Genomic DNA, 24,717 nt, shown 5'->3' with positions numbered 1-24,717 from the left:
CCGCTCTCAATGCATGGCCAGCCGGCGAACCTGCTGCACAGCTTCGTCAATTAGCTGCTCGCTGGTATAGAAATGCGGTGAAAATCGCACGCCAGCGCCCCTTAGGGCACAAATTGTGCGCTCAGCCATCAATGCCTTTTGAATCTGCACGCTATCCTGCCCTTTGATACTGAATGTGACGATGCCCGCCCGTCTGTCGGGATCAGCGGGTGTCTGCAGCAAAACGCCAGGCACCGCGGCCAAGCCTTGATATAACTGCGCCACGCGCTGCTGCAAGCGCTGCGCTACCGTGCTGATCCCGACCTCCTCCAGCAGCGAAAGGCTCGCCTCCAGTGCGCAGGCACCGAGCATGTTCGGGCTACCACATTCAAAACGCCGCGCGCTACGCGCCGGCTGCCATTGGCGCCGCTCGAAATCGCCCAGGTGCTCCAGCATGTGCCAGCCATACGCATTGAGCTCAAGCTGCGGGCGTATTTCGGCGCGGCAATAGAACAGCCCCAACCCCTCGGGTCCGAGCATCCACTTGTGGCCATCGGCCATGGCGAAATCGCATTGAAAGCGCTGCACGTCGAAGGGCAGGGCGCCGACCTGCTGGATGGCGTCGACGCAGAACAGCACATTGCGTACCCGACAACCCTCACCCAGGCGCGCCAGGTCAAGGCGCAGGCCGCTGCCGAATTGCACGGCGCTGATCGCCAGCAAGCGGGTGCGTGGCCCGCAGGCCGCCAGCAACGTGGCCTCGGGGTCGGGCCCTGCCAGGCTGGCCTGGATCACCTGCACGCCACGGTCGGCCAGGGCTTCCCATACGACTCGGTTGGAGGGGAATTCCTCGTCGCTGATCACCACCTGGTCGCCGTGCGCCCAGTCCAGGCCAAAAGCGACCAGTGACAGCCCTTCGGAAGTGTTCTTCACCAGGGCGATGTCGCCGGGCGAGGGGGCGTGGATCAGCCGCGCCAGCCGCTCGCGCAGGCGCCGCTCGGTCGCCAGCCAGGTCGGGTACTCGCTGGCACCCAGGCAAACGTTGTCGCGGGCAAAGCGTGCCACCGCCTCGGCAGCCCGGCGTGGCCAGGGGGCGATGGCCGCGTGGTTCAGGTAGCGCAGCCCCGGGGCTTGATCGAACTCATCGTGAAACATAGACATGGTTGGATGATCCGTGCAATTTCCCGCAAGTTAGGCATAATAAACCGCTTCGATCGTCAACCAGTCCTTCCTATGCAGAAAGAACCTCGTAAGGTCCGTGAGTTTCGCCGTCGCGAACAGGAAATCCTCGATACGGCGCTCAAGCTGTTTCTCGAACAGGGTGAAGACAGCGTCACCGTCGAGATGATCGCCGACGCCGTGGGTATCGGCAAAGGCACGATCTACAAGCACTTCAAGTCCAAGGCGGAGATCTACCTGCGCCTGATGCTCGACTACGAGCGCGATTTGAACGAGCTGTTGCATTCGGCCGACGTTGACCGTGACAAGGAAGCCCTGTCGCGCGCCTACTTCGAGTTCCGCATGCGCGATCCGCAGCGCTACCGGCTGTTCGACCGCCTGGAAGAAAAGGTGGTCAAGGGCAATCAAGTGCCGGAGATGGTCGAGCAGCTGCACAGCATCCGCGCCTCCAACTTCGATCGCCTGACCCAGCTGATCAAGGGCCGTATCAGCGAAGGCAAGCTCGAAGACGTACCGCCGTACTTCCACTATTGCGCGGCCTGGGCCTTGGTGCATGGCGCCGTGGCGCTGTACCACTCGCCGTTCTGGAGCAACGTGCTCGAAGATCAGGAAGGTTTCTTCCAGTTCCTCATGGACATCGGCGTACGCATGGGTAACAAGCGCAAACGCGACCCAGAACCCGCCAACTGACAGAGCAGGGCCGCTGCGGGGCCCTTGCAGTTGACCCGGCATGAACAAGGGGCTTGCAAAAACCTGATTTATGAGTCAGGTTTTGCCAGCCCCGCTTCATCCATGCCGGAGTCATCCATGATTGTCGATCGTCAAGGCAGGCGCTTTCGCAACCTGCGTGTCAGCCTGACGGCTGCCTGTAACTATGCCTGTACCTACTGCGTGCCCGATGGCAAGCGCCTGGTGGCGGCCCAGCACGAGTTGCCTGCCGAGGCGCTGGCGCGGGGCGTTGCCTACCTGATTGAAGCCGCTGGCATCGAGCGTTTGCGCATTACCGGTGGCGAGCCGTTGGTCAGCCCTAGGCTGGACGATTTTCTGGCTGCCGTGGCCAAGCTCCCCCTCGACGATATCTCGCTGACCACCAACGGCCAGTTGCTTGCGCGCAAGTTGCCACAGATACGCGCAGCAGGCATCCGCCGCCTGAATGTTTCCCTCGATACCCTGGACCCACTGGCCTTTCGCCGCATCGCCCGCGGTGGCGACCTTGCCAGCGTGCTGACGGGCATGCAACAAGCCAGCGCGCAGGGTATGCAGATCAAGGTGAACATGGTGCCGATGCGCGGCCAGAACCTCGACCAGGTTCTGCCGATGCTCGATTACTGCCTGGCGCGGGGGTTTGAGCTGCGCTTCATCGAGCTCATGCGCATGGGCCATCTGGCCAATGACCGCAATGCTTTCCTGCAGCAGTTCGTTGGCCTTGACCACTTGCTCGGGCTGATCGGCGCCGAGCATGCCTACGAGCAGGTGGACGCGGCGGTGGATGCCACTGCCCTGCGCTACCAGGTCCCCGGTAAAGGCCATTTCGGTGTGATCGCCAACGAGAGCGTGCCGTTCTGCCGGAGTTGTTCGCGGCTGCGTTTGTCATCCACCGGTTGGCTGCATGGCTGCTTGTCGTCGAGCAATCGCCACTTTGTCGGCGACCTGTTGGAAAAGCCGCGTCATCAAGCGCTTCCCGCCTTGCAGCGGCTGCTGGTCAAGGCCTTGGCAGACAAGCAGGATGTGGCGTTTTCCGGGGGGGTGACAGTGATGAAGGTGATCGGCGGCTGAGTCTGGCGCAAAAGCTGCATCCGCCGGCTATTCGCCGGTTTTTCGTCGCCGGCCACTGGAGGAAAGATGCGTAGCCTGGTCTTGCTGCTGGCGCTGATGGCGTTGGGCGGCTGCATGAATGTCAGCGATATGGGCGAGGGCGTCCGTTACCACATGAGCGATGCCGGTCTGCTCGACCACAGCGATACCCGCCGGACCCTGTCGATCCGCCTGCAGCCCGACTCGTTCATTTTCATTGGCCAGGGCGCGTTCATGCCCCCCGGTAAAGGCCCGTTGCCGCGGCAAAATGTGGTGGCCGACGAGGCGTTCAAGAGTTTCGTCGAGTATTTCCCGCTGGTGCGCCGCGCCCAAGGCCCGCTTGGCCTGGAAGAAGCGATTGCCGAGGCGCGGTCGGTGGGCGCGGACTATGTGCTGTACACCCGTTTCGCGCGCACCGACGACCGTATCGGCAACGGTGACGAGTGGTATGACGAGCAGGCGGTCGACCGCCTGGGTTGGGATACCGGGGTCGTGCAGATGATGCTCATCGAAACCAATACCCGCTACCTGATCGACACGGCCCGCATCAAGAGCCGTGGCGGTTTGTTGACGTTCCACGACAACACGCCGGAAGATTTGCTTGCCGCGCCGATGCGCGAGTACGCTCGTAGCCTTCTGGGCATGAGCGAATGAGGCAAGTGTGATGAGCGATTCCGGCAAGGCCAATGATCTTCTGGCACAGATCCCCAAAGCAAAGGGGCTGCCGCCGGTGCATCTGTGGAACCCGGACTTTTGCGGCGACATCGACATGCGTATCGCCCGCGATGGCACCTGGTATTACCTAGGTACGCCAATCGGGCGCAAGCCGATGGTGCGGCTGTTTTCCACGATCATTCGCCGCGATGGTGATGACTACTTCCTGATCACACCGGTGGAGAAGGTCGGTATCCGTGTCGATGATGCGCCCTTTGTCGCGATTGCCCTGGAGGTGCTGGGCAGTGGTGAGCAACAGGTGCTGCGCTTTACCAGCAATGTCGATGACCAGGTCGAGGCGGGCCCGGCTAATCCGTTGCGGGTCGAGATCGATCCTGTTACCCAGGAGCCTTCACCCTATGTGCTGATGCGCAGCAACCTCGATGCGCTGATTCATCGCAATGTGTTTTACCAGCTGGTCGAGCTGGCGGTGCCGCGCATCATTGAGGGCGAGGAGTGGTTAGGGGTCTGGAGCCAGGGTGAGTTCTATCTGATCGGGCGTATCTGAGATCAGGGGCCGTAATAGGCCTCCTTGTTTTTCGCTGCATTGGCCATTTTCCCCAGGCACCACCGGGCCTAACCTGCTGGCAGTCGCCAATCAGGAGTAGCCCATGAAACCCTCATCTTTTGCCATTGCCTCGCTCATCAGCATTGGCCTGCTCGCCGGCCATATCCCCGCCTGGGCGCATGGCGATGCCCCCGATCAGGTCCAGGTACTGCAAGAAAAACTGCCCAGCAACGCCCCCGGTAAAAAGGCGGTGATGCTCACCGTCAGCTATGCCCCCGGCCAGGCGTCGCCCGCCCACCAGCACCCAGGGGCAGTCATGGCCTACGTATTGGAAGGTGCGGTGGTATCAAAGCTCAATGATGAGCAAGAAAAGACCTACAAGGCCGGCGAGTACTGGTACGAGGCGCCTGGGACCGTGCACAGCGTGTCGCGCAATGCCAGTAAAAGCCGGCCTGCCAAGCTCTTGGTGTGGAGCCTGGTGGATGAAGGCAAGCCTGTGACCGAGCCGCTGCAGCAGTAGCAGGCCCGGAAATGAAAAAACCTCCAGTGCTTGCGCAACTGGAGGTTTTCAGTGTTTGGCTCCGCGACCTGGACTCGAACCAGGGACCCAATGATTAACAGTCATTTGCTCTACCGACTGAGCTATCGCGGAATCTGCGTCCATCTTACTGATCACCAAGGGGAAGTCAAGCTGCCCCTCGGTAAACTAGAGCAGAATCAAACAGTTACAGCACTTCGACGATGGCCTTGGTGACCACGTGGATGTTGCTCTGGTTCAGTGCCGCTACCGCGATACGGCCAGTGTCCAGCGCATAGATGCCAAACTCGTTCTTCAGGCGCGCGACCTGCTCAACGGTCAGGCCCGAGTACGAGAACATGCCAACCTGGCGGCCGACGAAGCTGAAGTCGCGCTTGGCACCGTAAGTGGCCAACAGCTCGACCATCTGCTTGCGCATGCCGTGGATGCGCTGGCGCATTTCACCCAGCTCGTCTTCCCACATCTGACGCAGTTCATCGTTGTTGAGCACGGTGGCGACGATGGTCGCGCCATGGGTCGGCGGGTTGGAGTAGGTGGTGCGGATCACGCGCTTGACCTGCGACAGCACGCGGGTGCTTTCGTCCTTGGAGCCGGTCACGATCGACAGTGCGCCCACGCGCTCGCCATACAGCGAGAACGATTTGGAGAACGAGCTGGAGACGAAGAAGTCCAGGCCCGACTCGGCGAACAGGCGTACGGCGAAGGCGTCTTCGGCGATGCCGTCACCGAAGCCCTGGTAGGCCATGTCGAGGAATGGCACGTGGCCTTTGGCCTTGACCACTTCAAGGACGTTTTTCCAGTCGTCCAGGGTCAGGTCGACGCCGGTCGGGTTATGGCAGCAGGCGTGCAGGACGATGATCGAGCCGGACGGCAGGCTGTTCAGGTCTTCGAGCATGCCGGCGCGGTTGACGTCGTGGCTCGGGGCGTCGTAGTAGCGGTAGTTCTGTACCGGGAAACCTGCGGTCTCGAACAGCGCGCGGTGGTTTTCCCAGCTTGGGTCGCTGATGGCCACCACGGCGTTGGGCGACAGGCGCTTGAGGAAATCGGCGCCAATCTTCAGAGCACCGGTGCCGCCAACGGCTTGCACAGTGACGACACGGCCGGCGGCCAGCAGCGGCGACTCGGCGCCGAACAGCAGCTTTTGCACGGCCTGGTCATAGGTGGCGATGCCGTCGATCGGCAAATAGCCGCGCGAGGCATGCTGGGCAGCACGCTGGGTCTCGGCTTCGATCACGGCGCGCAGCAGCGGAATGCGGCCTTCCTCATTGCAGTAGACGCCCACGCCAAGGTTGACCTTGTCGGTACGTGGATCAGCGTTGAATGCTTCGTTGAGGCCCAGAATAGGGTCGCGGGGTGCCAGCTCGACAGCGGAAAACAGGCTCATTGTTACCTTGGCTCTGAATGGAGAGTGATAGGACGTACACGCTCCAGCCCGAATGCACTGAAGCGGTGCACAAACGGGGAGTCAGTATAGTGATACCGACCGGTCACTGCGACACTCTGGCACAGCTTTTCCAGGCATTTGCGCAAATATTTTTTGACCATTGGTCTATTTGCCGTGTCCACAGCAATAAGCGTTCACACCCGGGGCTTGAAACCGGCCCCGAATGGGCGCATTTGGGTATAGACTACTGGCTAAATTTACAGTTGCTGCAGCACCGCGAGGTCCCTCATGTCCGAGTTCCAGCTCGTCACCCGTTTCCAGCCGGCCGGCGATCAGCCCGAAGCCATTCGCCAGATGGTCGAAGGCATCGAGGCCGGGCTGTCGCACCAGACGCTGCTTGGGGTGACCGGCTCGGGCAAGACCTTCAGCATTGCCAACGTCATCCAGCAGGTGCAGCGCCCGACCCTGGTGCTGGCGCCTAACAAGACCCTGGCCGCGCAGTTGTATGGCGAGTTCAAGGCGTTTTTCCCGAACAACGCGGTCGAGTACTTCGTTTCCTACTACGACTACTACCAGCCCGAAGCCTATGTGCCGTCGTCCGACACCTTCATCGAGAAGGACGCGTCGATCAACGACCACATCGAGCAGATGCGCCTGTCGGCGACCAAGGCATTGCTCGAGCGGCGTGACGCGATCATCGTCACCACCGTGTCGTGCATCTATGGCCTGGGTAGCCCCGAAACCTACCTGAAAATGGTCCTGCACGTGGACCGCGGCGACAAGCTCGACCAGCGCGCCTTGCTGCGCCGCCTGGCCGACCTGCAGTACACCCGCAACGAGATGGATTTCGCCCGTGCCACCTTCCGCGTGCGGGGCGATGTGATCGACGTGTTCCCGGCCGAGTCCGACCTTGAAGCCATCCGTATCGAGTTGTTCGATGACGAGGTGGAAAACATCGCAGCTTTCGACCCACTCACCGGTGAGGTCTTTCGCAAGCTGCCGCGTTTCACCTTCTACCCCAAGAGCCATTACGTCACCCCGCGCGAAACGCTGCTGGGTGCGGTCGAGGGCATCAAGGAGGAACTCAAGGACCGCCTCGAATACCTGCACAAGGGCAACAAACTGGTGGAAGCGCAGCGGCTGGAGCAGCGCACCCGTTTCGACCTGGAGATGATCCTCGAGCTGGGCTACTGCAACGGCATCGAAAACTACTCCCGCTATCTGTCCGGGCGCCCCTCGGGCGCACCGCCACCCACCCTCTACGATTACCTGCCAGCGGATGCGCTGCTGGTGATCGACGAATCGCACGTCAGCGTTCCCCAGGTCGGCGCCATGTACAAGGGCGACCGCTCGCGCAAGGAAACCCTGGTCGAGTACGGTTTTCGCCTGCCCTCGGCGCTGGACAACCGGCCCATGCGTTTCGATGAATGGGAGGCGGTCAGCCCGCAGACCATTTTCGTTTCGGCAACCCCCGGCCCTTATGAAGCGGAACATGCCGGGCGGGTGGTCGAGCAGGTGGTGCGGCCGACCGGTCTGGTCGACCCTCAGGTAGAAATCCGCCCGGCGCTGACCCAGGTCGATGACCTGTTGTCGGAGATCCGCAAGCGTGTCGAGGCCGGCGAACGGGTGCTGGCGACCACGCTGACCAAACGCATGGCCGAAGACCTCGCCGATTACCTGGCCGATCACGACGTGCGAGTGCGCTACCTGCACTCGGACATCGACACCGTCGAACGGGTAGAAATCATCCGCGACCTGCGCCTGGGTACCTTCGATGTGCTGGTGGGCATCAACCTGCTGCGTGAGGGGTTGGACATGCCGGAAGTGTCGCTGGTGGCGATCCTCGATGCCGACAAGGAAGGCTTCCTGCGTTCCGAGCGGTCACTGATCCAGACCATCGGCCGGGCTGCGCGTAACCTCAATGGCCGGGCCATCCTCTACGCCGACCAGATGACTGGCTCGATGCAGCGGGCCATCGACGAGACCGAGCGGCGTCGGGAGAAACAGATTGCCTTCAACCTGGCCAACGGTATCGTGCCCAAGGGGGTGGTGAAGGACATCACCGATATCATGGAAGGTGCCACGGTGCCTGGCTCGCGCAGCAAAAAGCGCAAAGGCATGGCCAAGGCCGCGGAGGAGAGCGCCCGCTACGAGGCAGAGCTGCGCACGCCGGGCGAGATCACCAAGCGTATCAAGCAGCTGGAAGAGAAGATGATGCAGTTCGCCCGCGACCTGGAGTTCGAGGCAGCAGCGCAGTTGCGCGACGAGATTACCCAGTTGCGCGAGCGGCTGATTACCAGCTGATGCTTCGCCACCTGCACTGGCCTCTTCGCGGCATTAGCCGCGAAGAGGCCAGTGCAGCCAACGCCCATTCAGTGCGCTTCGCCAGCCTTCAACCCCTCCGGCAGCTTGCGCGTCAGCAACACCGCCACCATGCTCACCGCCAAGCCGATCCCGACAAAATGGAAGGCGTCGTTGTACGCCATGATCTGCGCCTGCTGATGGGTGATTTCACTGAGCTTGCCCAGCGCCGCCGTATCGCTGCCCAAGCGCTCGGCCAGCTGTGCCAGGCGCTCTGCCACCTGCGGATTGCTCGGCACCAGTGACTCGCGCAGGTAGTCGAAGTACACCTTGGTTCGTGCATCCAGCAAGGTGGCAAGCAGCGCGATGCCGATGGCGCCTCCCAGGTTGCGCAGGATGTTGAACAGGCTCGACGCCGACCCGGCATCCTGCTGCTGAATGTAAGCGGTGGCGATCAGCGAAATGGTCACCATGATCATCGGTTGCCCCAGTGCCCGAATGATCTGGATTTGATTGAACTGTGGCCCCGCAAAGTCCGGGTTGAGCACCCCCGAGCCAAAGCTGGCGGCGCCGAACAGGCAGAAGCCAATCGCGCAAAGTATCTTCGGCGAAATCACCTTCATCAGCAGGGGCACCAGCGGGATCAGAAACAGCTGCGGCACGCCCATCCACATGATCACTTCGCCGATCTGCAGGGCGTTGTAGCCCTGGATCTGCGCCAGGTACAGCGGCAACAAGTAGATCGAACCGTACAGCCCGACGCCCATGCCCAAGCTGGCGATGCTCGACAGGCCGAAATTGCGATTGCCCAGGATGCGCAGGTTGATCAAAGGGTGCGGCTTGGAAAACTGCAGGATCACAAAGGTAATCAGACTGATCAGGGCGACCGTGCCCAGGCTGACGATCAGGTTCGATTCCAGCCAATCCTTGCGATGGCCCTCCTCGAGGAAAACCTGCAGGCAGCCCAGGCCCACGCCGAGCGTGACGATGCCGGCATAGTCGGTGCTTTTCAGCAGTTCCCAGTGTGCTTCTTTCTTTTCCAGCCCATACAGCATGCCCGCGATCATCACCAGGCCTGGCGGGATGTTGATGTAGAAGATGTACTCCCAGCCCCAGTTCTCGGTCAGCCAGCCCCCCAAGGTCGGGCCGATCGAAGGCGCGAAGGTGGCGGTCATGGCGAACATGGCCATGCCCTTGGCGCGGTGGTGCTCAGGCAGTTTGATCAGGGTAAGGGTGAACGCGAGAGGGATCAAGGCGCCGCCGGTAAAGCCCTGCAAGGCACGGAACATGATCATGCTCTCCAGGTTCCAGGCCATGGAGCAGAGCAGCGACGACAGCAGAAAACCGGCCGAAACCCACACCGCCAGGCGCCGGGCGGATAGCAGCTGCACCAGCCAGGCGGTCAGCGGGATCATGATGATCTCTGCAACCAAGTAGGAGGTGGAGATCCAAGAGCCCTCTTCCAGGGTCGCGGAAAGCGCGCCCTGGATGTCCTTGAGCGAAGCGTTGGTGATCTGGATGTCCAGTACCGCCATGAAGGCGCCGAGCATTACGCTCATCACCGCAATCCAGTCGCGCCGGCTCGGCTCGGCAGTGGGCCTGAGCAGTTGATCACCGGCCATTGCGGCCATCGTCCTCGGCGCGGATATCGACGGTGGCGGTAACCGACATGCCGGGGCGGATGCGGCCGCGCAGCGGGTTGTCGGCACTGAAGGTCAGCTTCACCGGAATGCGCTGCACCACCTTGGTGAAGTTACCGGTGGCGTTGTCGGGTGGTAGCAGGCTGAACTGGGCGCCGGAGGCTGCGAACAGACTGTTGACCCGGCCTTCGACAGGCGTGTCCGGGTAGCTGTCGAACAGCAACTCGGCGCGCTGGCCAGGTTGCATGCGGCCAATCTGGGTTTCCTTGAAGTTGGCCTGCACCCATATGTCTTCGTCGGGCACGATCGACAGCAGGTAGGCGCCGGCCTGCACCACCTGGCCGTTGCGCGCGTTGCGCTGGCCGATGGTGCCGCTGATCGGGGCGCGGATCTCGCAGCGGGTCAGGTTCAATTCGGCTTGGGCAAGGTCGGCGCGTGCATTGGCGATCTGCGCGTCGAGGCGTTTGAGCTCGGCAGCCAGGGCATTGACCTGCTGGCGCTGGCCTTGTAAATCGGCGCGCGCCTTGTCGACCTGGGAGCTGGCCACGTGGCGTTCTGCCGAGAGTGTGGTAACCCGCTCTTCGGACACGAAACCAGGCTTGCGCAGGGCCTCTGCGCGGTTGAGGTCCAGGCGTGAGCGGTCGAGCGTGGCCTGGTTGGCGGCGACCTGGGCCTGGCCAGCGGCAATCAGGCTGCCCTGTTGCGTCAGGCGGCTTTCGGCCTGTACGTGCTCCGCTTCACGGGTGGCCAACGCTGCACGGGCGCGCTCGACGGCGAGCTGGAAGTCGGCGGCTTCCAGGCGCACCAGCAGTTCGCCTTTGACGACGTGCTGGTTGTCCTGCACGCGTACGTCATCGATGCGTGCACCGAGTTGGCTGGAAATACGAGTGATTTCGCCTTGAACGTAAGCGTTGTCGGTACTTTCGTAAAAGCGCCCCTTGAAATACCAGTGGGCCAGGAAGGCGAGGGCGATGGTTGCCACCACGACGAAAAAGATCAGCAGGCGGCGTTTGAGTTGAGCAGGCATGAGACTATGGTTCCAGAAATGTAAGCAAATTTAACAGCGACCGACGGCCCTTCGACAAGTGTCGTTCGCGCCATTGCTGGAGCCGGGTGCCTGCTCCCTGCTAACATCCCGCCTTTGTTTCATCTTTCGTTCGAGACCTTCCATGACCACCGTACGCACGCGCATCGCGCCATCGCCCACGGGCGACCCCCATGTCGGCACCGCCTACATCGCCTTGTTCAACTACTGCTTTGCCAAGCAGCACGGCGGTGAGTTCATCCTGCGCATCGAAGATACCGACCAACTGCGCTCCACCCGCGAGTCGGAACAGCAGATCTTCGACGCCCTGCGCTGGCTCGGCATCGAATGGAACGAAGGCCCGGACGTCGGTGGCCCGCACGGCCCTTACCGGCAGAGCGAACGTGGCGAGATCTACGCCCAGTACGCCAAGCAACTGGTCGATGCCGGCCACGCGTTCTACTGCTTCTGCACCGCCGAAGAGCTGGAGCAGATGCGCGCCGAGCAGATGGCCCGTGGCGAGACCCCGCGCTACGACGGCCGTGCCCTGTTGCTGAGCGCCGAGGAAGTCCAGCGCCGCCTGGACGCCGGCGAGCCCCACGTGATCCGCATGAAGGTGCCGAGCGAAGGCATCTGCGTGGTACCGGACATGCTGCGCGGTGACGTCGAAATCCCGTGGGACCGCATGGACATGCAGGTGCTGATGAAGAACGACGGCCTGCCGACCTACTTCCTGGCCAACGTGGTCGACGACCACCTGATGGGCATCACCCACGTTCTGCGTGGCGAAGAGTGGCTGCCGTCGGCTCCGAAGCTGATCAAGCTGTACGAGTACTTTGGCTGGGAGCAGCCGAAGCTGTGCTACATGCCGCTGCTGCGTAACCCGGACAAGTCCAAGCTGTCCAAGCGCAAGAACCCGACCTCGGTGACCTTCTACGAGCGCATGGGCTTCATGCCCGAGGCGATGCTCAACTACCTCGGCCGCATGGGTTGGTCGATGCCGGACGAGCGCGAGAAGTTCTCCCTGGACGAGATGGTCGAGCACTTCGACCTGTCGCGCATTTCGCTTGGTGGGCCGATCTTCGACATCGAGAAACTGTCCTGGCTCAATGGCCAGTGGCTGCGTGAGCTGCCGGTCGAAGAATTCGCCACGCGCCTGCAGAAATGGGCGTTCAACAGCGACTACATGATGAAGATCGCCCCGCACGTGCAGGGCCGGGTCGAAACCTTCAGCCAGGTTGCACCGCTGGGTGGTTTCTTCTTCGAAGGCGCGCTGAAGCTTGATGCCAAGCTGTTCGAGAGCAAAAAGCTGTCGGGCGACCAGGTGCGTCAGGTCATCCAGTTGATCCTGTGGAAGCTTGAAAGCCTGCGCCAGTGGGAGAAGGACCGCATTACCGGCTGCATCCAGGCGGTGGTCGAGGCGTTGGAGCTGAAGCTGCGTGACGCCATGCCGCTGATGTTTGCCGCCATTACTGGCCAGGCCAGCTCGGTGTCGGTGCTCGATGCCATGGAAATTCTCGGCCCGGACCTGACGCGCTACCGCTTGCGCCAGGCCCTGGACCTGCTCGGTGGCGTGTCGAAGAAAGAAAACAAAGAGTGGGAAAAGCTGCTGGCGACTATCGCCTGACGTGGCGTTAGCGCGAACCTGTGGGCGCAGGCTTGCCCGTTACCACAGGTTCAAATGCTTAGAAAACCATGGGAGAACAAAGGGCAGGGCGGTAAGTGATTGTTATCTGTGAAAAAACTTTTGAATAATTTCAAAAATTCGTTTGACAGCCGTGCAATCCGATCTTAATATGCGCCCCGTCCACAGCGATGAGTGAAACGAAACGCCAGCCACCCAGCCAGCGATTCTGCTCAGAGCGACATTGTGGGGCTATAGCTCAGCTGGGAGAGCGCCTGCATGGCATGCAGGAGGTCAGCGGTTCGATCCCGCTTAGCTCCACCAAATTCCGCTTAGCAGCCAAGGCTGATAAGCAAGACCGGGTCCAGCAACCGGGTCTTGAAGGTAAGAAGGTTCGTCCCCTTCGTCTAGTGGCCTAGGACACCGCCCTTTCACGGCGGTAACAGGGGTTCGAGTCCCCTAGGGGACGCCAGTTTTGCACAAGCGATGTTTCATTATGTCGCTGGGCCGAGAGGCTAGAAATCCGGGGCTATAGCTCAGCTGGGAGAGCGCCTGCATGGCATGCAGGAGGTCAGCGGTTCGATCCCGCTTAGCTCCACCAATTTTGCCGCGGTACGTGAAAACGGACCGGCACGAAGGTTACGTCCCCTTCGTCTAGTGGCCTAGGACACCGCCCTTTCACGGCGGTAACAGGGGTTCGAGTCCCCTAGGGGACGCCACTTTTACCCGCGTTTTGCGGGGCTTAAAGAGGCTCATTCGTATATTGGATGAGCCTTTTGTTTTCGGGGCTATAGCTCAGCTGGGAGAGCGCCTGCATGGCATGCAGGAGGTCAGCGGTTCGATCCCGCTTAGCTCCACCAATTTTGCCGCGGTTTGTGAAAATGAACCGGCACGAAGGTTACGTCCCCTTCGTCTAGTGGCCTAGGACACCGCCCTTTCACGGCGGTAACAGGGGTTCGAGTCCCCTAGGGGACGCCATGTTTACCCGCGTTTTGCGGGACTTTAAAGGCTCATTCGCTTATTGAATGGGCCTTTTGTTTTTTCCCCTCCGAATATTCCCGGCACCGACAGGTGGCTGAGGATTTCGCTTGCCAAAAAATATTACGCCTATAATATTACGAGCATAATATTTGAGGTGGCCATGAACGACAAAAAGAGCAAGACCCGCGACCGGATTCTCGAGGCAGCGCGCAGTGCCTTGATTCAACATGGCCCGGCAGAGCCGAGCGTCAGCCAAGTCATGGGCGCCGCCGGGCTGACCGTCGGGGGGTTCTATGCCCATTTCGACAGCAAGGACGAGCTGATGCTCGAAGCGTTCCGCCAGTTGCTGGGCGAGCGGCGGGCCTTGCTGGCCCAGGTCGACCCTAGCCTGGATGGCGAAGCACGCCGCGCCTTGGTGTCGGCGTTCTACCTCTCGCGCAAGCACCGCGACGCTGAAGTTCATGCCTGCCCGCTGCCCAACGCCCTGGGCGAGATGCAGCGGTTGCCAGAGGTGTTCCGCGAGGTGCTGGCCGAGCACATCGAGCTGATGACCGCGAAAATGGTCGATCGCCCCGAAGACATCGACAAAGCCCTGGCCGACCTTGCACTGATGGTCGGTGGCCTGGCCCTGGCGCGTGCCCTGGGCACTGGCGAGCTGTCCGACCGTGTATTGCGTGCCGCCAAGTCGGCGGTGATCTGAATAACCACAAGGCGGGAGCAAGGCGATGACTACCCTGAGCTGGATTCGTGGCATCAATGGCACCCTGGGCCACCTGGCGCCGGAGCATGTGGCCGGCAGGATGCGCCGCGCCTTCATGACCCCGCGCACGCTGCCGCCAAGAGCGTGGGAACTGCCGCTGCTGGCCAAGGCCGAGCGCATCACCCTGCGCTTCGGGCTTTCGGCGTTGCGCTGGGGCAAGGGCCCGACGGTATTGCTGATGCACGGCTGGGAGGGGCGCCCCACGCAGTTTGCCGCGTTGATCGAAACCCTGGTCCAGGCTGGGCACACGGTGGTTTCGTTGGAGGGGCCGGCGCATGGGCGTTCGCCTGGCCATCAGGCTCACGTGGTGCTGTTTGCCCGCGCGCTGCTGGAAGCGGCGGCCGAGCTGCCGCCGCTGCGTGCAGTGATCGGGCATTCCATGGGCGGTGCCAGTGTGCTGCTGGCGCTGCAGATGGGCTTGCGCGCCGAGGCGGCGGTGAGCATCGCGGCACCGGCGCAATTGCTCGGCGTGTTGCGCGGCTTCGCCCATCACCTGGGGCTGCCGGCGCGGGCGCGGGCAGCATTCATTCGCCAGGTCGAGCGGGATGTCGGGATGCAGATCGCACGCCTGGACGTCAGTGGTTATCAACTGGAGCTGCCAGGCTTGGTGGTGCATGCCGCTGACGATGGCCTGGTGGCCGCCGACGAGGCCCAGATCATCCACAAGGCCTGGTTCGACAGCCGCCTGATGCTGTTGGAGGAGGGCGGGCACCAACGGGTGCTGGCCGACCCGCGTCTGGGCGAGGCGGTGCTCGAGCTGTTGAGCCGTGCCAGTGCGCCGGCGCGGCAAAGCGCCTGAGCATCCGTTACACTCGCCAGGACCGTGGAGCGCAAAGCGCCGCAATCTCCCCCAAAGAAACCTCTCAGGAGCGCGCATGAGCTGGGACCTGGCAACACCCTTCATCATCGACCTGCGCGTCGGCAGCGAAGACATCGACGGCCTCGGCCACGCCAACAACGCCGCCTACGTCACTTGGCTCGAACGTTGTGCCTGGCGCCATTCCCAGCGCCTGGGCCTGGACCTGGCCGAATACCGGCGTCTGGACCGCGCCATGGCCGTGGTACGCCACGAAATCGACTACCTGGCCGCCGGCTACGAAGACGACGAGCTGCAACTGGCAACCTGGATCATCGACTGGGACCAACGCCTGCGCATGACCCGCCGCTTCCAGCTCAAGCGCCCACGCGATGGTGTGACCCTGCTGCGGGCGCAGACCACCTTCGCCTGTATCGAGTTGTCCAGCGGCAAGCCCAAGCGCATGCCGGTCGAATTTATCGAGGGTTATGGCCAAGCGCTGATCGGTGCCTGAAGGCGTACGGTTTTTTGCTAGACTGCCGCCTTTTCCCGCCGAGACCCACACATGCAAATTGCCCTGGCCCCGATGGAGGGGCTGGTCGACAACATCCTGCGCGACGTCCTGACCCGAGTGGGTGGCATCGATTGGTGCGTCACCGAGTTCATCCGGGTGTGCGACCGCCTGTTGCCGCCTTCCTCGTTCGACAAGCTGGCGCCTGAGTTGCGCCAGGGCGCAAGGACTGCGGCCGGCGTACCGATGCGTGTGCAACTGCTGGGCTCTGACCCGGTGTGCCTGGCCGAGAACGCTGCGCTGGCCTGTGAGCTGGGGGCACCGGTAATCGACCTGAATTTCGGCTGCCCGGCCAAGACCGTGAACAAGTCGCGTGGCGGCGCGGTGCTGCTCAAGGAGCCTGAGTTGCTGCATGCCATCGTCCGCGAGGTGCGCCGGGCGGTACCGGCGGACATCCCGGTCACTGCAAAGATGCGCCTGGGCTTCGACAGCCCCGACGGTGCACTGGAGTGCGCCACGGCCCTGGCCGAGGGCGGTTCGGCGCACCTGGTGGTGCATGCGCGGACCAAAGTCGAGGGCTACAAGCCGCCGGCTCATTGGGAATGGGTGGCGCGGGTGCAGGATGTGGTCAAGGTGCCAGTGTTCGCCAACGGCGAGATCTGGACCGTGGACGACTGGCGCCGCTGCCGCGAGGTCAGTGGTGCCGAGCACATCATGTTGGGGCGCGGGCTGGTGTCGCGGCCCGACCTGGGCCTGCAGATCGCCGCTGCCCGCGACGGCCGGGCGTACCAGCCCATGAGCTGGGATGACCTGCTGCCGCTGCTGCGCGAATTCTGGCGCCAGGCCCAGGCCAAGCTGTCCCCGCGCTATGCGCCGGGGCGGATGAAGCAGTGGCTGGCGATGCTGACCCGCAGCTACCCGGAGGCGGTGGTGCTGTTTGCCGAGCTGCGTCGGGAAGATGATTGCGCGCGCATCAGCCGCTTGCTGGGGGTTGAGGCGCAGGCCTTCGAGGCATGCGTGGCCTGATCTGCCGCTTTGCAGTAAAAGCGGAAAAACAGAAAATTTTTTCGTAGCCCCTCTTGAAAGCCGGTTCACCGGCCATATCTTTTGAGTACGCGATGCCGAAGTCGGGTCGCGTAGTGACTTACTTGCTGAATCTCAGGAGTTTATGACCATGACTACCGCTTTCTCTCTCGCTCCACTGTTCCGTCATTCCGTTGGTTTCGACCGTTTCAACGACCTGTTCGAATCCGCGGCACGTAACGAGGCCGGTAGCAGCTACCCGCCCTACAACGTGGAAAAACATGGCGAAGACCACTACCGCATCGTGGTTGCCGCTGCCGGTTTCCAGGAGCAGGACCTCGACCTGCAGGTCGAAAAAGGTGTCCTGACCGTCTCCGGTGGCAAACGCGACAGCAGCGCCGCTGAGGTGACCTACCTGCACCAGGGCATCGCCCAGCGCGCCTTCAAGCTGTCGTTCCGCCTGGCCGACCACATCGAGGTCAAGGCCGCTGGCCTGGCCAATGGCTTGCTCAGCATCGACCTGCTGCGCATCGTGCCTGAAGAAGCCAAAGCCAAGCGCATCCCGATCAATGGCGACAAGCCAGCGCTGAACTAACTGTCAGCCGGTCGGTAACGAGAAGGGCACCCCAGGGTGCCCTTTTCGCATTCCGGCATCAGAAATCTGCCGGTGCCTCTAGCAACATCTGGCGGAACTCCGGCAACGGCAGTGGCCGGCTGTGCAGATACCCTTGGTACAAGTGGCAGCCCAACTGCTCGAGAAACGCCAGTTGTTCGGTCAACTCCACCCCTTCGGCGATCACCGCCAGGTCCAGGCTGTGGGCCATGGCGACGATGGCGCGGACGATTTCGGCGTCATTGGGGTCGATCGGCGCATCGCGCACGAAGGTCTGGTCGATCTTCAGGGCATCCACCGGCAAACGCTTGAGGTAAGTCAGTGACGAATAGCCCGTGCCGAAGTCGTCCATGGCAAAGCTCACCCCGTGCCTCTTCAGTTCGCGCATCTTGCTGATGGTGTCTTCGAGGTTCTGGATGACGATGCCTTCGGTGATCTCGAGCTTGAGCATTTGCCGTGGCAGGCGGTAGTCGTCCAGGCTGCGCAGGACCCGCCCGACGAAATCGTTCTGGCGGAACTGCCGCGGGCTGATGTTCACGCACAGGCTGAAGTCATCAGCGTCGATCAACCCATCCATGAGCATGTGCGCGCACGCGTCGCAGGCTTCGTCGAGAATCCAACTGCCCACTTCCAGGATCAGCCCGCTTTCTTCCAGCACCTGGATGAACTGCGCCGGCGGCTGCTGGCCGAGTTGCGGGTGGTGCCAGCGCAGCAGCACCTCGGCACCGACAATACGGTTGTCGCGGGCATCCACCTGGGGCTGGAAGTGCAGGGCCAGCTCACCCCGGGCCAGCGCCAGGCGCAGGTCGTTTTCCATGCGCAAGCGCTCGCTGGCGGCCTTTTGCATGGTGGTGTGGAACAGCTGGGTGGTGTTGCGCCCGGAGTCCTTGGCCCGGTACAGGGCAATATCGGCGCGTTTGAGCAGGTCGGCCGGGGTAGTGCCGTGATCGGGTATCAGCGCCACGCCGATGCTGGGCGTCACCTGCAGGCGTTGGCCATCCAGCGACATCGGTTCGGCCAACAGTTCGCGCAGGGTATCGGCCAGATCGCGCACCTTGCTTTCGACCTGTTCGCGGCTGCCCTCCAGGCCGCTGAGCAGCACCACGAACTCGTCGCCGCCCAGCCGCGCCACGGTGTCTTCCAGACGCACGCTGGCCTCCAGGCGCGCGGTGATGATCTTCAGCACGGCGTCGCCCACCGGGTGGCCGAGCGAATCGTTGATGTGCTTGAAGTGATCAAGGTCGAGAAACAGCAGCGCACCCCGCAGGTTGTGGCGTTTGAGCAGGGCGATCTGCTGGCTCAGGCGGTCCATCAGCAGGGCGCGGTTGGGCAGGTTGGTCAGCGGGTCGTGGTACGCCAGGTGGCGGATCTGCGCTTGGGCATTCTTCAGCTGGCTGACGTCGCGGGCGGTCAGCAGCAGGCAGTCGGTCTCGTTCAGGGTAATCGGTTCCACCGACACTTCGACGGTGAGGATATCGCCGCGCTTGTTGCGCCCGAGCATCTCCCGATGGTGCACCCGGCCCCGTTCCTTGAGCTCGGCGAGCAGGGCGTTGCGTTGCTTGTCGTCGGCCCAGATGCCCAGCTCGTAAACGCTGCGCCCGACCACTTCGGCTGCGCTGTAGCCGGTCAGCCGGCAGAACCCGTCGTTGATTTCCAGGTAGCGGCCGCTGTAGCGCTCGGTGATGGTGATGGCGTCGGGGCTGGAGTGGAAGGCCTTGGCGAACTTCTCTTCACTGGACTTGAGCGCCGCTTCGGCGCGTTGCTGCTGGGTGATGTCGCGCAGGGTGGTGACGCTGCAGGGCTGGTCATCGACACTGATCAGGCAGCTGGATATCACGCAGGTCAAGGGTGAGCCGTTGCGGTGGTTGACCACTACGGCCACGTTGCTCAGGGCCTGTTCGCGGATCACCCGCTCGATGCGTTGCGCGCGTTCGATGGACTCGGCCCACAGGCCGATTTGCTCGGCGGTGCGGCCGATCACCTGGTCGGCGTTCCAGCCGAAGGTCTGGGTGAAGGCCGGGTTGATCTCGATGAACTGGCCGGTGTCCTGGCGGGTCACGCAGATCGGGTCGGGGCTGACCTGGAACAGGCTGGCGAACTTTTCTTCCGAGGCGCTCAGGCGCTGTTCGCGCTCTACCTGGTCGGTGATGTCCAGCAGGGTGCCGGCCATGCGCAGGGGGTTGCCCTGGTCGTCCCGGTACAGCCGCGCACGGCTTTCGATATAACGCGAAGTGCCGTTCTCCAACTGTACCCGGTAGGTGATCTGGTAATTGCCCGCTGGCCCTTCGCGCAGGCTGCGGTAGGCCTGGCGCATGACGTTGCGCTCTTGCTCCGGCACACCTTCGAAAAAGGCATCGAAGGACTCGTGGAAAGGGATGGGGTCAAGACCGTGCAGTTGCGCCGCGCGGGCCGAGCCATACAGCATGCCGCTGGGGATGTGCCAGTCCCAGGTGCCCAGCTGCGCCGAATCCAGGGCCAGATCGAGTCGCTCCTGGCTGTCCTTGAGGGCCTGCTCGGCGCGCTTGCGCTCGGTGGTGTCGACGAAGGTGCTGAGCAGAAAGGTCACGCCCTCCAGTTCGATGCCCTGGGTGCAGAGGATGCCGTCATGCACCTTGTCGTTGCTGGCCCGAAACTGCACCTCCAGGTTCAGCGGGCCGCTGCTGGCGCGGGTGGCGTCGAGCATCTGCTGGCGTTGCTCGGGGTGCACCCACAGGCCCAGCTCCAGGCTGGTCTTGCCGATCACCTGGCTGCCCGGCCAGCCGAACATGTCCTCGAAATGCTGGTTGACCTCGAAGATCATGCCGTCGTGGCGACGGGTCAGCAGGATGGCATTGGGGCTCAGGTGAAACAGCGTGGCGAAGCGTTTTTCCGAGTTGATCAGCGCCGTTTCCCGCTCGCGCTGGCGGGTGATCTCACGGATCACCCCGATCATCTGCGGCCGGCCGTGGCGGTCGTGGGTCAGGCTGCCGTTTATCTCCAGCCAATGCAGGCTGCCATCCGGCCAGCGGATGCGGTGGCGCATGGCCTGCTCCACGGGCTCGCCGTTGACCACTGCCTGGAACAACTGGCGGGTGCGCGCGCGGTCTTCCTCGGGCAGCAGGTCAAGGTAATCGATGTCGTTGGGCAGCGGGCGTTGCGGGTCGAAGCCGAACAACGCCTGGGTGCCGCGTGACCAGCTGACCCGACCGGTTTCGATGTCCCACAGCCAGGCCCCCAGGTGGGCACCGTTGAGCGCGGCCAGCAGCTGTGGGGCGTTCTGCCAGGCCTGCTCGGATTCCTGAGGGTCGGCCGCAGAGATACGCGGCAGGCGCGGAAAGCGGTTTGCTGATTTGGGCATTGGTACCAGACCTTTGGCGTTTGAGGCGTCCTTGAGTTGGAAATGCCGAACTGACGACCGGTCAGGCGGACCCTGCGTGACTGTCGAGCAGGGCCATGAAGGCCCTCGCCGCATTCGATAGCGTTCGCTCCGTGTGCAGTATGTAGCCTAGCTGGCGCGACAGCTGTATGCCGGGTAAAGCGATGGGTGCAACCTGATCGTCGAGCATGGTGCGGGGCAGCACGCTCCAGGCCAGGCCAATGGAAACCATCATCTTGATGGTTTCCAGGTAGTTGGTGCTCATGGCGATGTTCGGCGTCAGCCCCTGGCTTTCGAACAGGCGCTGGACGATGTGGTGGGTAAAGGTGTTGCCGCCCGGGAACACCGCCGGGTGGCGGGCGACATCGGCCAGACTGACCGCGTGGTTGCTGGCCAGTGGATGCTCCGGTGCCGCGACGAAGTCCAGAGCGTCGTTCCAGACCGGGATCGCCTTGATCAGGTGGTGGGGCTCGGGTGCCAGCGTGATGACGGCAATTTCAGCGCGACCATGGAGAATCTCGTCGTAGGCCGCTTCTGAATCCAGGAACTGAATATCCAGCGCCACTGAGGGGTACTGCCGGGTAAAGGCCCGTAGAAGCGGAGGCAAGCGGTGCAAACCGATATGGTGGCTGGTGGCCAGGGTCAGCCGACCGCTCACCTGTCCCGTCAAATTGGTCAGTGCGCGTCGAGTATCATCGAGCACATTGAGTATTTGATAGGCCCGTGGCAGCAACGCCCGGCCGGCTTCGGTCAGGGTCACTTCACGCCCCAGTCGGTCGAACAGGCGCACGTCCAGTTGCTGCTCGAGGCCGGCGATGCGTTTGCTGATGGCAGGCTGGGTCAGGTGCAGGCGTTCGCCGGCCCCGGAGAAGCTGCCGGTTTCGGCAATGGCGATAAAAGCACTGAGGTTGGCCAGGTCCATCTCTATGATTCCTGATGGTTATGCAAAGCATGAAAATTATGAATTTGAGTTATTCAATCTATCGCCATAGCATCGTCCGTACAAGCCAAGGGGTCTTTGGCATAGAAAGACGCTGATGAGGAACAGTCTGATGGCTGGCAAAACGCTCTACGACAAACTCTGGGAAGCCCATGAGGTCAAGCGCCGTGATGACGGCTCGTCCTTGATCTACATCGACCGCCACATCATCCACGAAGTGACGTCGCCCCAGGCCTTCGAAGGCCTGCGCCTGGCGAACCGCAAGCCATGGCGCATCGACACCAACATCGCCACGCCCGACCACAACGTGCCGACCACGCCAGAGCGCAAGGGCGGTATCGAGGCCATCGTCGACCAGGTGTCGCGCCTGCAGGTGCAGACCCTCGACGAAAACTGTGACGAGTACGGCATCGTCGAATTCAAGATGAACGACGAGCGCCAGGGCATCGTCCACGTCATCAGCCCGGAGCAGGGCGCTACCTTGCCGGGCATGACCGTGGTCTGCGGCGACTCGCACACCTCCACCCACGGTGCATTTGGCGCCTTGGCCCACGGCATCGGCACCTCGGAGGTCGAGCACGTGCTCGCTACCCAGTGCCTGGTCGCCAAGAAGATGAAGAACATGCTGGTGCGCGTCGAAGGCCAATTGCCTGCCGGTGTCACCGCCAAGGACATCGTCCTCGCCATTATCGGCAAGATCGGCACCGCGGGTGGCAACGGCCACGCCATGGAATTTGCCGGCAGCGCTATCCGTGGTTTGTCCATGGAAGGCCGCATGACCATCTGCAACATGTCGATCGAGGCCGGTGCCCGTGTCGGCCTGGTGGCGACCGATGCCACCACCGTTGCCTATGTTGAAGGTCGCCCCTACGCGCCGAAGGGCGAGCAGTGGGAGCAAGCGGTAGCGTCTTGGCAAGACCTGGTTTCCGATGACGACGCGGTGTTCGACACCGTGGTCGAGCTGGACGCCGGGCAGATCAAGCCGCAGGTCAGCTGGGGCACTTCACCCGAGATGGTGCTGGCGGTTGACCAGCGCGTGCCGGACCCGGCCGCCGAGGCCGACCTGGTCAAGCGTGGCTCGATCGAGCGTGCCTTGAAGTACATGGGCCTGACCGCCAACCAGGCGATCACCGATATCCAGCTCGACCGCGTATTCATCGGCTCCTGCACCAACTCGCGGATCGAAGACCTGCGCGCCGCAGCCGAAATCGCCAAGGGCCGCAAGGTCGCTGCCACCGTCAAGCAGGCTATTGTCGTTCCGGGCTCGGGCCTGGTGAAGGCGCAGGCCGAACGTGAAGGCCTCGACAAGATTTTCCTCGAAGCCGGTTTCGAGTGGCGTGAACCGGGTTGCTCGATGTGCCTGGCGATGAACCCGGACCGCCTGGAAAGTGGCGAGCACTGCGCGTCGACGTCCAACCGCAACTTCGAAGGCCGTCAGGGTGCCGGTGGCCGTACCCACCTGGTCAGTCCGGCCATGGCGGCCGCCGCCGCGGTGACGGGCCACTTCATCGATGTACGCGAGTTGATCCAAGGGAGCGCAGCATGAAAGCCTTTACCCAGCACACCGGCCTCGTCGCGCCATTGGACCGTGCCAACGTCGACACCGACCAGATCATTCCCAAGCAGTTTCTCAAGTCGATCAAACGCACCGGCTTCGGCCCCAACCTGTTCGACGAATGGCGTTACCTGGATGTCGGCCAGCCCTACCAGGACAACAGTAAGCGGCCGCTGAACCAGGAATTCGTGCTCAACCACGCACGCTACCAGGGTGCCAGCGTGTTGTTGGCGCGGGAGAACTTCGGTTGCGGCTCCAGCCGCGAGCACGCGCCCTGGGCGTTGGATGAATACGGTTTTCGCAGTGTCATCGCACCGAGCTTTGCCGACATCTTCTTCAACAACAGCTTCAAGAACGGCCTGTTGCCGATCATCTTGAGCGATGAGGAAGTCGACGAGCTGTTCAAACAGGTAGAAGCCAACCCTGGCTATCAGTTGACCGTCGACCTGCAAGCCCAGGCCGTGACCCGCCCTGATGGCAAGGTGCTGCACTTCGAGATCGATGCCTTCCGCAAGCACTGCCTGCTCAACGGCCTCGACGACATCGGCTTGACCTTGCAGGACAGCGATTCGATCAAAGTCTTCGAAGGCAAGCACCGCGCCAGCCAGCCCTGGCTGTTCCGGGATGCCTGATTGACCGCCTCCCACATTGGCAACGCTGCCGATGTGGGAGCGGGTTCGCCGGCGAAGCCTGCATAGGCAACACAACACCAAAAGGATTGCCCCATGACCAGCACCACCCACACCGATGTGGTCCAACGCCAGTTCGGCGAACAGGCCAGCGCCTACCTCAGCAGCGCGGTACATGCCCAGGGCACTGAATTCGCCCTGCTGCAAGCCGAGCTGGCAGGCCATGCCGAGGCGCGTGTACTGGACCTGGGCTGTGGTGCCGGTCATGTCAGCTTCCACGTCGCGCCTCTGGTGGCGGAAGTGGTCGCCTACGATCTGTCACAGTCGATGCTCGACGTGGTCGCCAGTGCCGCTGCCGAGCGTGGCCTGGGCAATATCACCACCGAATGCGGCGCCGCCGAGCGCCTGCCGTTCGCCGACGCCTCGTTCGACTTCGTCTTCAGCCGCTACTCGGCACACCACTGGAGCGACCTGGGCCTGGCCCTGCGCGAAGTGCGTCGTGTGCTGAAGCCGGGTGGGGTGGCGGCGTTCATCGATGTGCTGTCACCCGGCAGCCCGTTGCTCGACACCTACTTGCAAACGGTCGAAGTGCTGCGCGACACCAGCCACGTGCGCGATTATTCGGCCGCCGAGTGGCAGCGCCAGGTCAGCGAAGCCGGCTTGCACGCCCGTAGCCACACGCGTCAGCGCCTGCGCCTGGAGTGGAACTCGTGGGTAGAGCGCATGCGCACGCCCGAGCCGCTGCGTGTGGCCATACGCCAATTGCAGCAAGCCATGGGTGAAGAAGTGCGGCAGTATTACCAGGTTGAAGCCGACGGCTCGTTCAGCACCGATGTCATCGTGTTGTGGGCCGAGCGCTGAGTTTATTT

The 24,717-nt window shown here is 62.5% G+C and carries 21 protein-coding genes and 7 tRNA genes; 21 read left to right on the top strand and 7 right to left on the bottom strand.

Annotated features, from left to right (window positions below):
- Nucleotides 1–6: 6 nt before the first annotated feature.
- The gene (locus DJ563_RS13750) at nt 7–1,140 is read right to left on the bottom strand and encodes an aminotransferase class V-fold PLP-dependent enzyme (protein WP_274098229.1); all 1,134 of its coding nucleotides are present in this window, start codon (nt 1,138–1,140) and stop codon (nt 7–9) included.
- Nucleotides 1,141–1,212: 72 nt separating this feature from the next.
- Between DJ563_RS13750 and DJ563_RS13745 the strand changes: the two genes are divergently transcribed.
- From DJ563_RS13745 to DJ563_RS13725, 5 genes are all read left to right on the top strand, one after another.
- On the top strand, nt 1,213–1,848 hold the full coding sequence (locus DJ563_RS13745; protein WP_019473685.1) for a TetR/AcrR family transcriptional regulator: 636 nt from the start codon (nt 1,213–1,215) through the stop codon (nt 1,846–1,848).
- 117 nt (nt 1,849–1,965) lie between these two features.
- Nucleotides 1,966–2,934, top strand: a complete 969-nt coding sequence (locus DJ563_RS13740; RefSeq protein WP_274098228.1) for a GTP 3',8-cyclase MoaA — start codon at nt 1,966–1,968, stop codon at nt 2,932–2,934.
- Between the two features lie 66 nt (nt 2,935–3,000).
- Nucleotides 3,001–3,606 (top strand): DUF4823 domain-containing protein, encoded by a 606-nt coding sequence (locus DJ563_RS13735; RefSeq protein WP_434517883.1) that lies wholly within the window; start codon nt 3,001–3,003, stop codon nt 3,604–3,606.
- 10 nt (nt 3,607–3,616) lie between these two features.
- Entirely contained in the window at nt 3,617–4,174 is a 558-nt protein-coding gene (locus DJ563_RS13730; protein WP_274098227.1) for a DUF1285 domain-containing protein, read from the top strand.
- A gap of 103 nt (nt 4,175–4,277) precedes the next feature.
- The gene (locus tag DJ563_RS13725; RefSeq protein ID WP_274098226.1) at nt 4,278–4,694 is read left to right on the top strand and encodes a cupin domain-containing protein; all 417 of its coding nucleotides are present in this window, start codon (nt 4,278–4,280) and stop codon (nt 4,692–4,694) included.
- A 56-nt stretch (nt 4,695–4,750) separates the two neighbouring features.
- Here DJ563_RS13725 and DJ563_RS13720 read toward each other — a convergent pair.
- Together DJ563_RS13720 and DJ563_RS13715 are read right to left on the bottom strand one after the other, a co-directional pair.
- Nucleotides 4,751–4,826, bottom strand: a tRNA-Asn gene (locus DJ563_RS13720).
- A gap of 73 nt (nt 4,827–4,899) precedes the next feature.
- Nucleotides 4,900–6,096 carry an amino acid aminotransferase gene (locus DJ563_RS13715; protein ID WP_047583564.1) on the bottom strand — a complete coding sequence of 399 codons (1,197 nt, stop codon included), beginning with the start codon at nt 6,094–6,096 and terminating at the stop codon, nt 4,900–4,902.
- Between the two features lie 288 nt (nt 6,097–6,384).
- Here DJ563_RS13715 and uvrB point away from each other — a divergent pair, with 288 nt between their 5' ends.
- Entirely contained in the window at nt 6,385–8,400 is a 2,016-nt protein-coding gene (uvrB, locus tag DJ563_RS13710; RefSeq protein WP_434517882.1) for an excinuclease ABC subunit UvrB, read from the top strand.
- Nucleotides 8,401–8,468: 68 nt separating this feature from the next.
- Here the strand turns inward: uvrB and DJ563_RS13705 are convergent, their stop codons facing one another.
- Nucleotides 8,469–9,959, bottom strand: a complete 1,491-nt coding sequence (locus tag DJ563_RS13705; protein ID WP_434519726.1) for an MDR family MFS transporter — start codon at nt 9,957–9,959, stop codon at nt 8,469–8,471.
- A 49-nt stretch (nt 9,960–10,008) separates the two neighbouring features.
- Entirely contained in the window at nt 10,009–11,064 is a 1,056-nt protein-coding gene (locus DJ563_RS13700; protein WP_434517881.1) for an HlyD family secretion protein, read from the bottom strand.
- Between the two features lie 142 nt (nt 11,065–11,206).
- On the opposite strand from DJ563_RS13700, the gene gltX reads away from it, so the two are divergent.
- From gltX to DJ563_RS13640, 12 genes are all read left to right on the top strand, one after another.
- Nucleotides 11,207–12,688, top strand: a complete 1,482-nt coding sequence (gene gltX, locus DJ563_RS13695; RefSeq protein WP_033700555.1) for a glutamate--tRNA ligase — start codon at nt 11,207–11,209, stop codon at nt 12,686–12,688.
- 245 nt (nt 12,689–12,933) lie between these two features.
- Nucleotides 12,934–13,009: transfer RNA gene (locus tag DJ563_RS13690), tRNA-Ala, on the top strand.
- A gap of 72 nt (nt 13,010–13,081) precedes the next feature.
- Nucleotides 13,082–13,157, top strand: a tRNA-Glu gene (locus DJ563_RS13685).
- A 53-nt stretch (nt 13,158–13,210) separates the two neighbouring features.
- Nucleotides 13,211–13,286, top strand: a tRNA-Ala gene (locus DJ563_RS13680).
- Between the two features lie 42 nt (nt 13,287–13,328).
- Nucleotides 13,329–13,404, top strand: a tRNA-Glu gene (locus DJ563_RS13675).
- Nucleotides 13,405–13,469: 65 nt separating this feature from the next.
- A tRNA-Ala gene (locus DJ563_RS13670) sits at nt 13,470–13,545 on the top strand.
- A gap of 42 nt (nt 13,546–13,587) precedes the next feature.
- A tRNA-Glu gene (locus tag DJ563_RS13665) sits at nt 13,588–13,663 on the top strand.
- Between the two features lie 163 nt (nt 13,664–13,826).
- Nucleotides 13,827–14,366: a TetR/AcrR family transcriptional regulator gene (locus DJ563_RS13660; RefSeq protein WP_274098943.1), complete on the top strand. Its 540-nt coding sequence runs from the start codon at nt 13,827–13,829 to the stop codon at nt 14,364–14,366.
- A gap of 25 nt (nt 14,367–14,391) precedes the next feature.
- Nucleotides 14,392–15,225 carry an alpha/beta hydrolase gene (locus DJ563_RS13655; protein WP_434517880.1) on the top strand — a complete coding sequence of 278 codons (834 nt, stop codon included), beginning with the start codon at nt 14,392–14,394 and terminating at the stop codon, nt 15,223–15,225.
- A gap of 76 nt (nt 15,226–15,301) precedes the next feature.
- Nucleotides 15,302–15,736, top strand: coding sequence for an acyl-CoA thioesterase (locus DJ563_RS13650; protein ID WP_274098945.1), 435 nt, complete (start codon nt 15,302–15,304; stop codon nt 15,734–15,736).
- 51 nt (nt 15,737–15,787) lie between these two features.
- The gene (locus tag DJ563_RS13645; protein WP_033700550.1) at nt 15,788–16,759 is read left to right on the top strand and encodes a tRNA dihydrouridine synthase; all 972 of its coding nucleotides are present in this window, start codon (nt 15,788–15,790) and stop codon (nt 16,757–16,759) included.
- Between the two features lie 148 nt (nt 16,760–16,907).
- Nucleotides 16,908–17,351 carry an Hsp20 family protein gene (locus DJ563_RS13640; RefSeq protein WP_033700549.1) on the top strand — a complete coding sequence of 148 codons (444 nt, stop codon included), beginning with the start codon at nt 16,908–16,910 and terminating at the stop codon, nt 17,349–17,351.
- Nucleotides 17,352–17,409: 58 nt separating this feature from the next.
- Here DJ563_RS13640 and DJ563_RS13635 read toward each other — a convergent pair whose 3' ends face one another.
- Both DJ563_RS13635 and DJ563_RS13630 read right to left on the bottom strand, forming a co-directional pair.
- Nucleotides 17,410–20,706, bottom strand: coding sequence for a PAS domain S-box protein (locus DJ563_RS13635; RefSeq protein ID WP_434517879.1), 3,297 nt, complete (start codon nt 20,704–20,706; stop codon nt 17,410–17,412).
- A gap of 61 nt (nt 20,707–20,767) precedes the next feature.
- A complete protein-coding gene (locus DJ563_RS13630; protein ID WP_033700546.1) occupies nt 20,768–21,646 on the bottom strand; it encodes a LysR family transcriptional regulator in 879 nt (292 codons plus the stop codon).
- Between the two features lie 130 nt (nt 21,647–21,776).
- Between DJ563_RS13630 and leuC the strand changes: the two genes are divergently transcribed.
- The 3 genes from leuC to DJ563_RS13615 all read left to right on the top strand — a co-directional run bounded on the left by leuC (nt 21,777) and on the right by DJ563_RS13615 (nt 24,709).
- Entirely contained in the window at nt 21,777–23,210 is a 1,434-nt protein-coding gene (gene leuC, locus DJ563_RS13625; protein WP_274098947.1) for a 3-isopropylmalate dehydratase large subunit, read from the top strand.
- The gene (gene leuD / locus DJ563_RS13620; RefSeq protein WP_033700544.1) at nt 23,207–23,851 is read left to right on the top strand and encodes a 3-isopropylmalate dehydratase small subunit; all 645 of its coding nucleotides are present in this window, start codon (nt 23,207–23,209) and stop codon (nt 23,849–23,851) included. The genes leuC and leuD overlap by 4 nt, the downstream gene beginning before the upstream one ends.
- 93 nt (nt 23,852–23,944) lie before the next feature.
- Nucleotides 23,945–24,709: a class I SAM-dependent methyltransferase gene (locus DJ563_RS13615; protein WP_274098948.1), complete on the top strand. Its 765-nt coding sequence runs from the start codon at nt 23,945–23,947 to the stop codon at nt 24,707–24,709.
- The last annotated feature ends 8 nt before the right edge of the window (nt 24,710–24,717 follow it).

Origin of the sequence: Pseudomonas sp. NFX1 (assembly GCF_051123555.1) — a bacterium.
GTDB classification, from domain to species: Bacteria; Pseudomonadota; Gammaproteobacteria; order Pseudomonadales; family Pseudomonadaceae; genus Aquipseudomonas; species Aquipseudomonas capeferrum.
Note: the sequence above shows the minus strand (reverse complement) of the source record. Positions and strands in the feature narration are given on the sequence as shown.

Coding starts and splice junctions, on each gene's coding strand:
- DJ563_RS13750 (WP_274098229.1), bottom strand. CDS start 1,140: ATGTCTATGTTTCACGATGAGTTCGATCAAGCCCCGGGGCTGCGCTAC.
- DJ563_RS13745 (WP_019473685.1), top strand. CDS start 1,213: ATGCAGAAAGAACCTCGTAAGGTCCGTGAGTTTCGCCGTCGCGAACAG.
- DJ563_RS13740 (WP_274098228.1), top strand. CDS start 1,966: ATGATTGTCGATCGTCAAGGCAGGCGCTTTCGCAACCTGCGTGTCAGC.
- DJ563_RS13735 (WP_434517883.1), top strand. CDS start 3,001: ATGCGTAGCCTGGTCTTGCTGCTGGCGCTGATGGCGTTGGGCGGCTGC.
- DJ563_RS13730 (WP_274098227.1), top strand. CDS start 3,617: ATGAGCGATTCCGGCAAGGCCAATGATCTTCTGGCACAGATCCCCAAA.
- DJ563_RS13725 (WP_274098226.1), top strand. CDS start 4,278: ATGAAACCCTCATCTTTTGCCATTGCCTCGCTCATCAGCATTGGCCTG.
- DJ563_RS13715 (WP_047583564.1), bottom strand. CDS start 6,096: ATGAGCCTGTTTTCCGCTGTCGAGCTGGCACCCCGCGACCCTATTCTG.
- uvrB (WP_434517882.1), top strand. CDS start 6,385: ATGTCCGAGTTCCAGCTCGTCACCCGTTTCCAGCCGGCCGGCGATCAG.
- DJ563_RS13700 (WP_434517881.1), bottom strand. CDS start 11,064: ATGCCTGCTCAACTCAAACGCCGCCTGCTGATCTTTTTCGTCGTGGTG.
- gltX (WP_033700555.1), top strand. CDS start 11,207: ATGACCACCGTACGCACGCGCATCGCGCCATCGCCCACGGGCGACCCC.
- DJ563_RS13660 (WP_274098943.1), top strand. CDS start 13,827: ATGAACGACAAAAAGAGCAAGACCCGCGACCGGATTCTCGAGGCAGCG.
- DJ563_RS13655 (WP_434517880.1), top strand. CDS start 14,392: ATGACTACCCTGAGCTGGATTCGTGGCATCAATGGCACCCTGGGCCAC.
- DJ563_RS13650 (WP_274098945.1), top strand. CDS start 15,302: ATGAGCTGGGACCTGGCAACACCCTTCATCATCGACCTGCGCGTCGGC.
- DJ563_RS13645 (WP_033700550.1), top strand. CDS start 15,788: ATGCAAATTGCCCTGGCCCCGATGGAGGGGCTGGTCGACAACATCCTG.
- DJ563_RS13640 (WP_033700549.1), top strand. CDS start 16,908: ATGACTACCGCTTTCTCTCTCGCTCCACTGTTCCGTCATTCCGTTGGT.
- DJ563_RS13635 (WP_434517879.1), bottom strand. CDS start 20,706: ATGCCCAAATCAGCAAACCGCTTTCCGCGCCTGCCGCGTATCTCTGCG.
- DJ563_RS13630 (WP_033700546.1), bottom strand. CDS start 21,646: ATGGACCTGGCCAACCTCAGTGCTTTTATCGCCATTGCCGAAACCGGC.
- leuC (WP_274098947.1), top strand. CDS start 21,777: ATGGCTGGCAAAACGCTCTACGACAAACTCTGGGAAGCCCATGAGGTC.
- leuD (WP_033700544.1), top strand. CDS start 23,207: ATGAAAGCCTTTACCCAGCACACCGGCCTCGTCGCGCCATTGGACCGT.
- DJ563_RS13615 (WP_274098948.1), top strand. CDS start 23,945: ATGACCAGCACCACCCACACCGATGTGGTCCAACGCCAGTTCGGCGAA.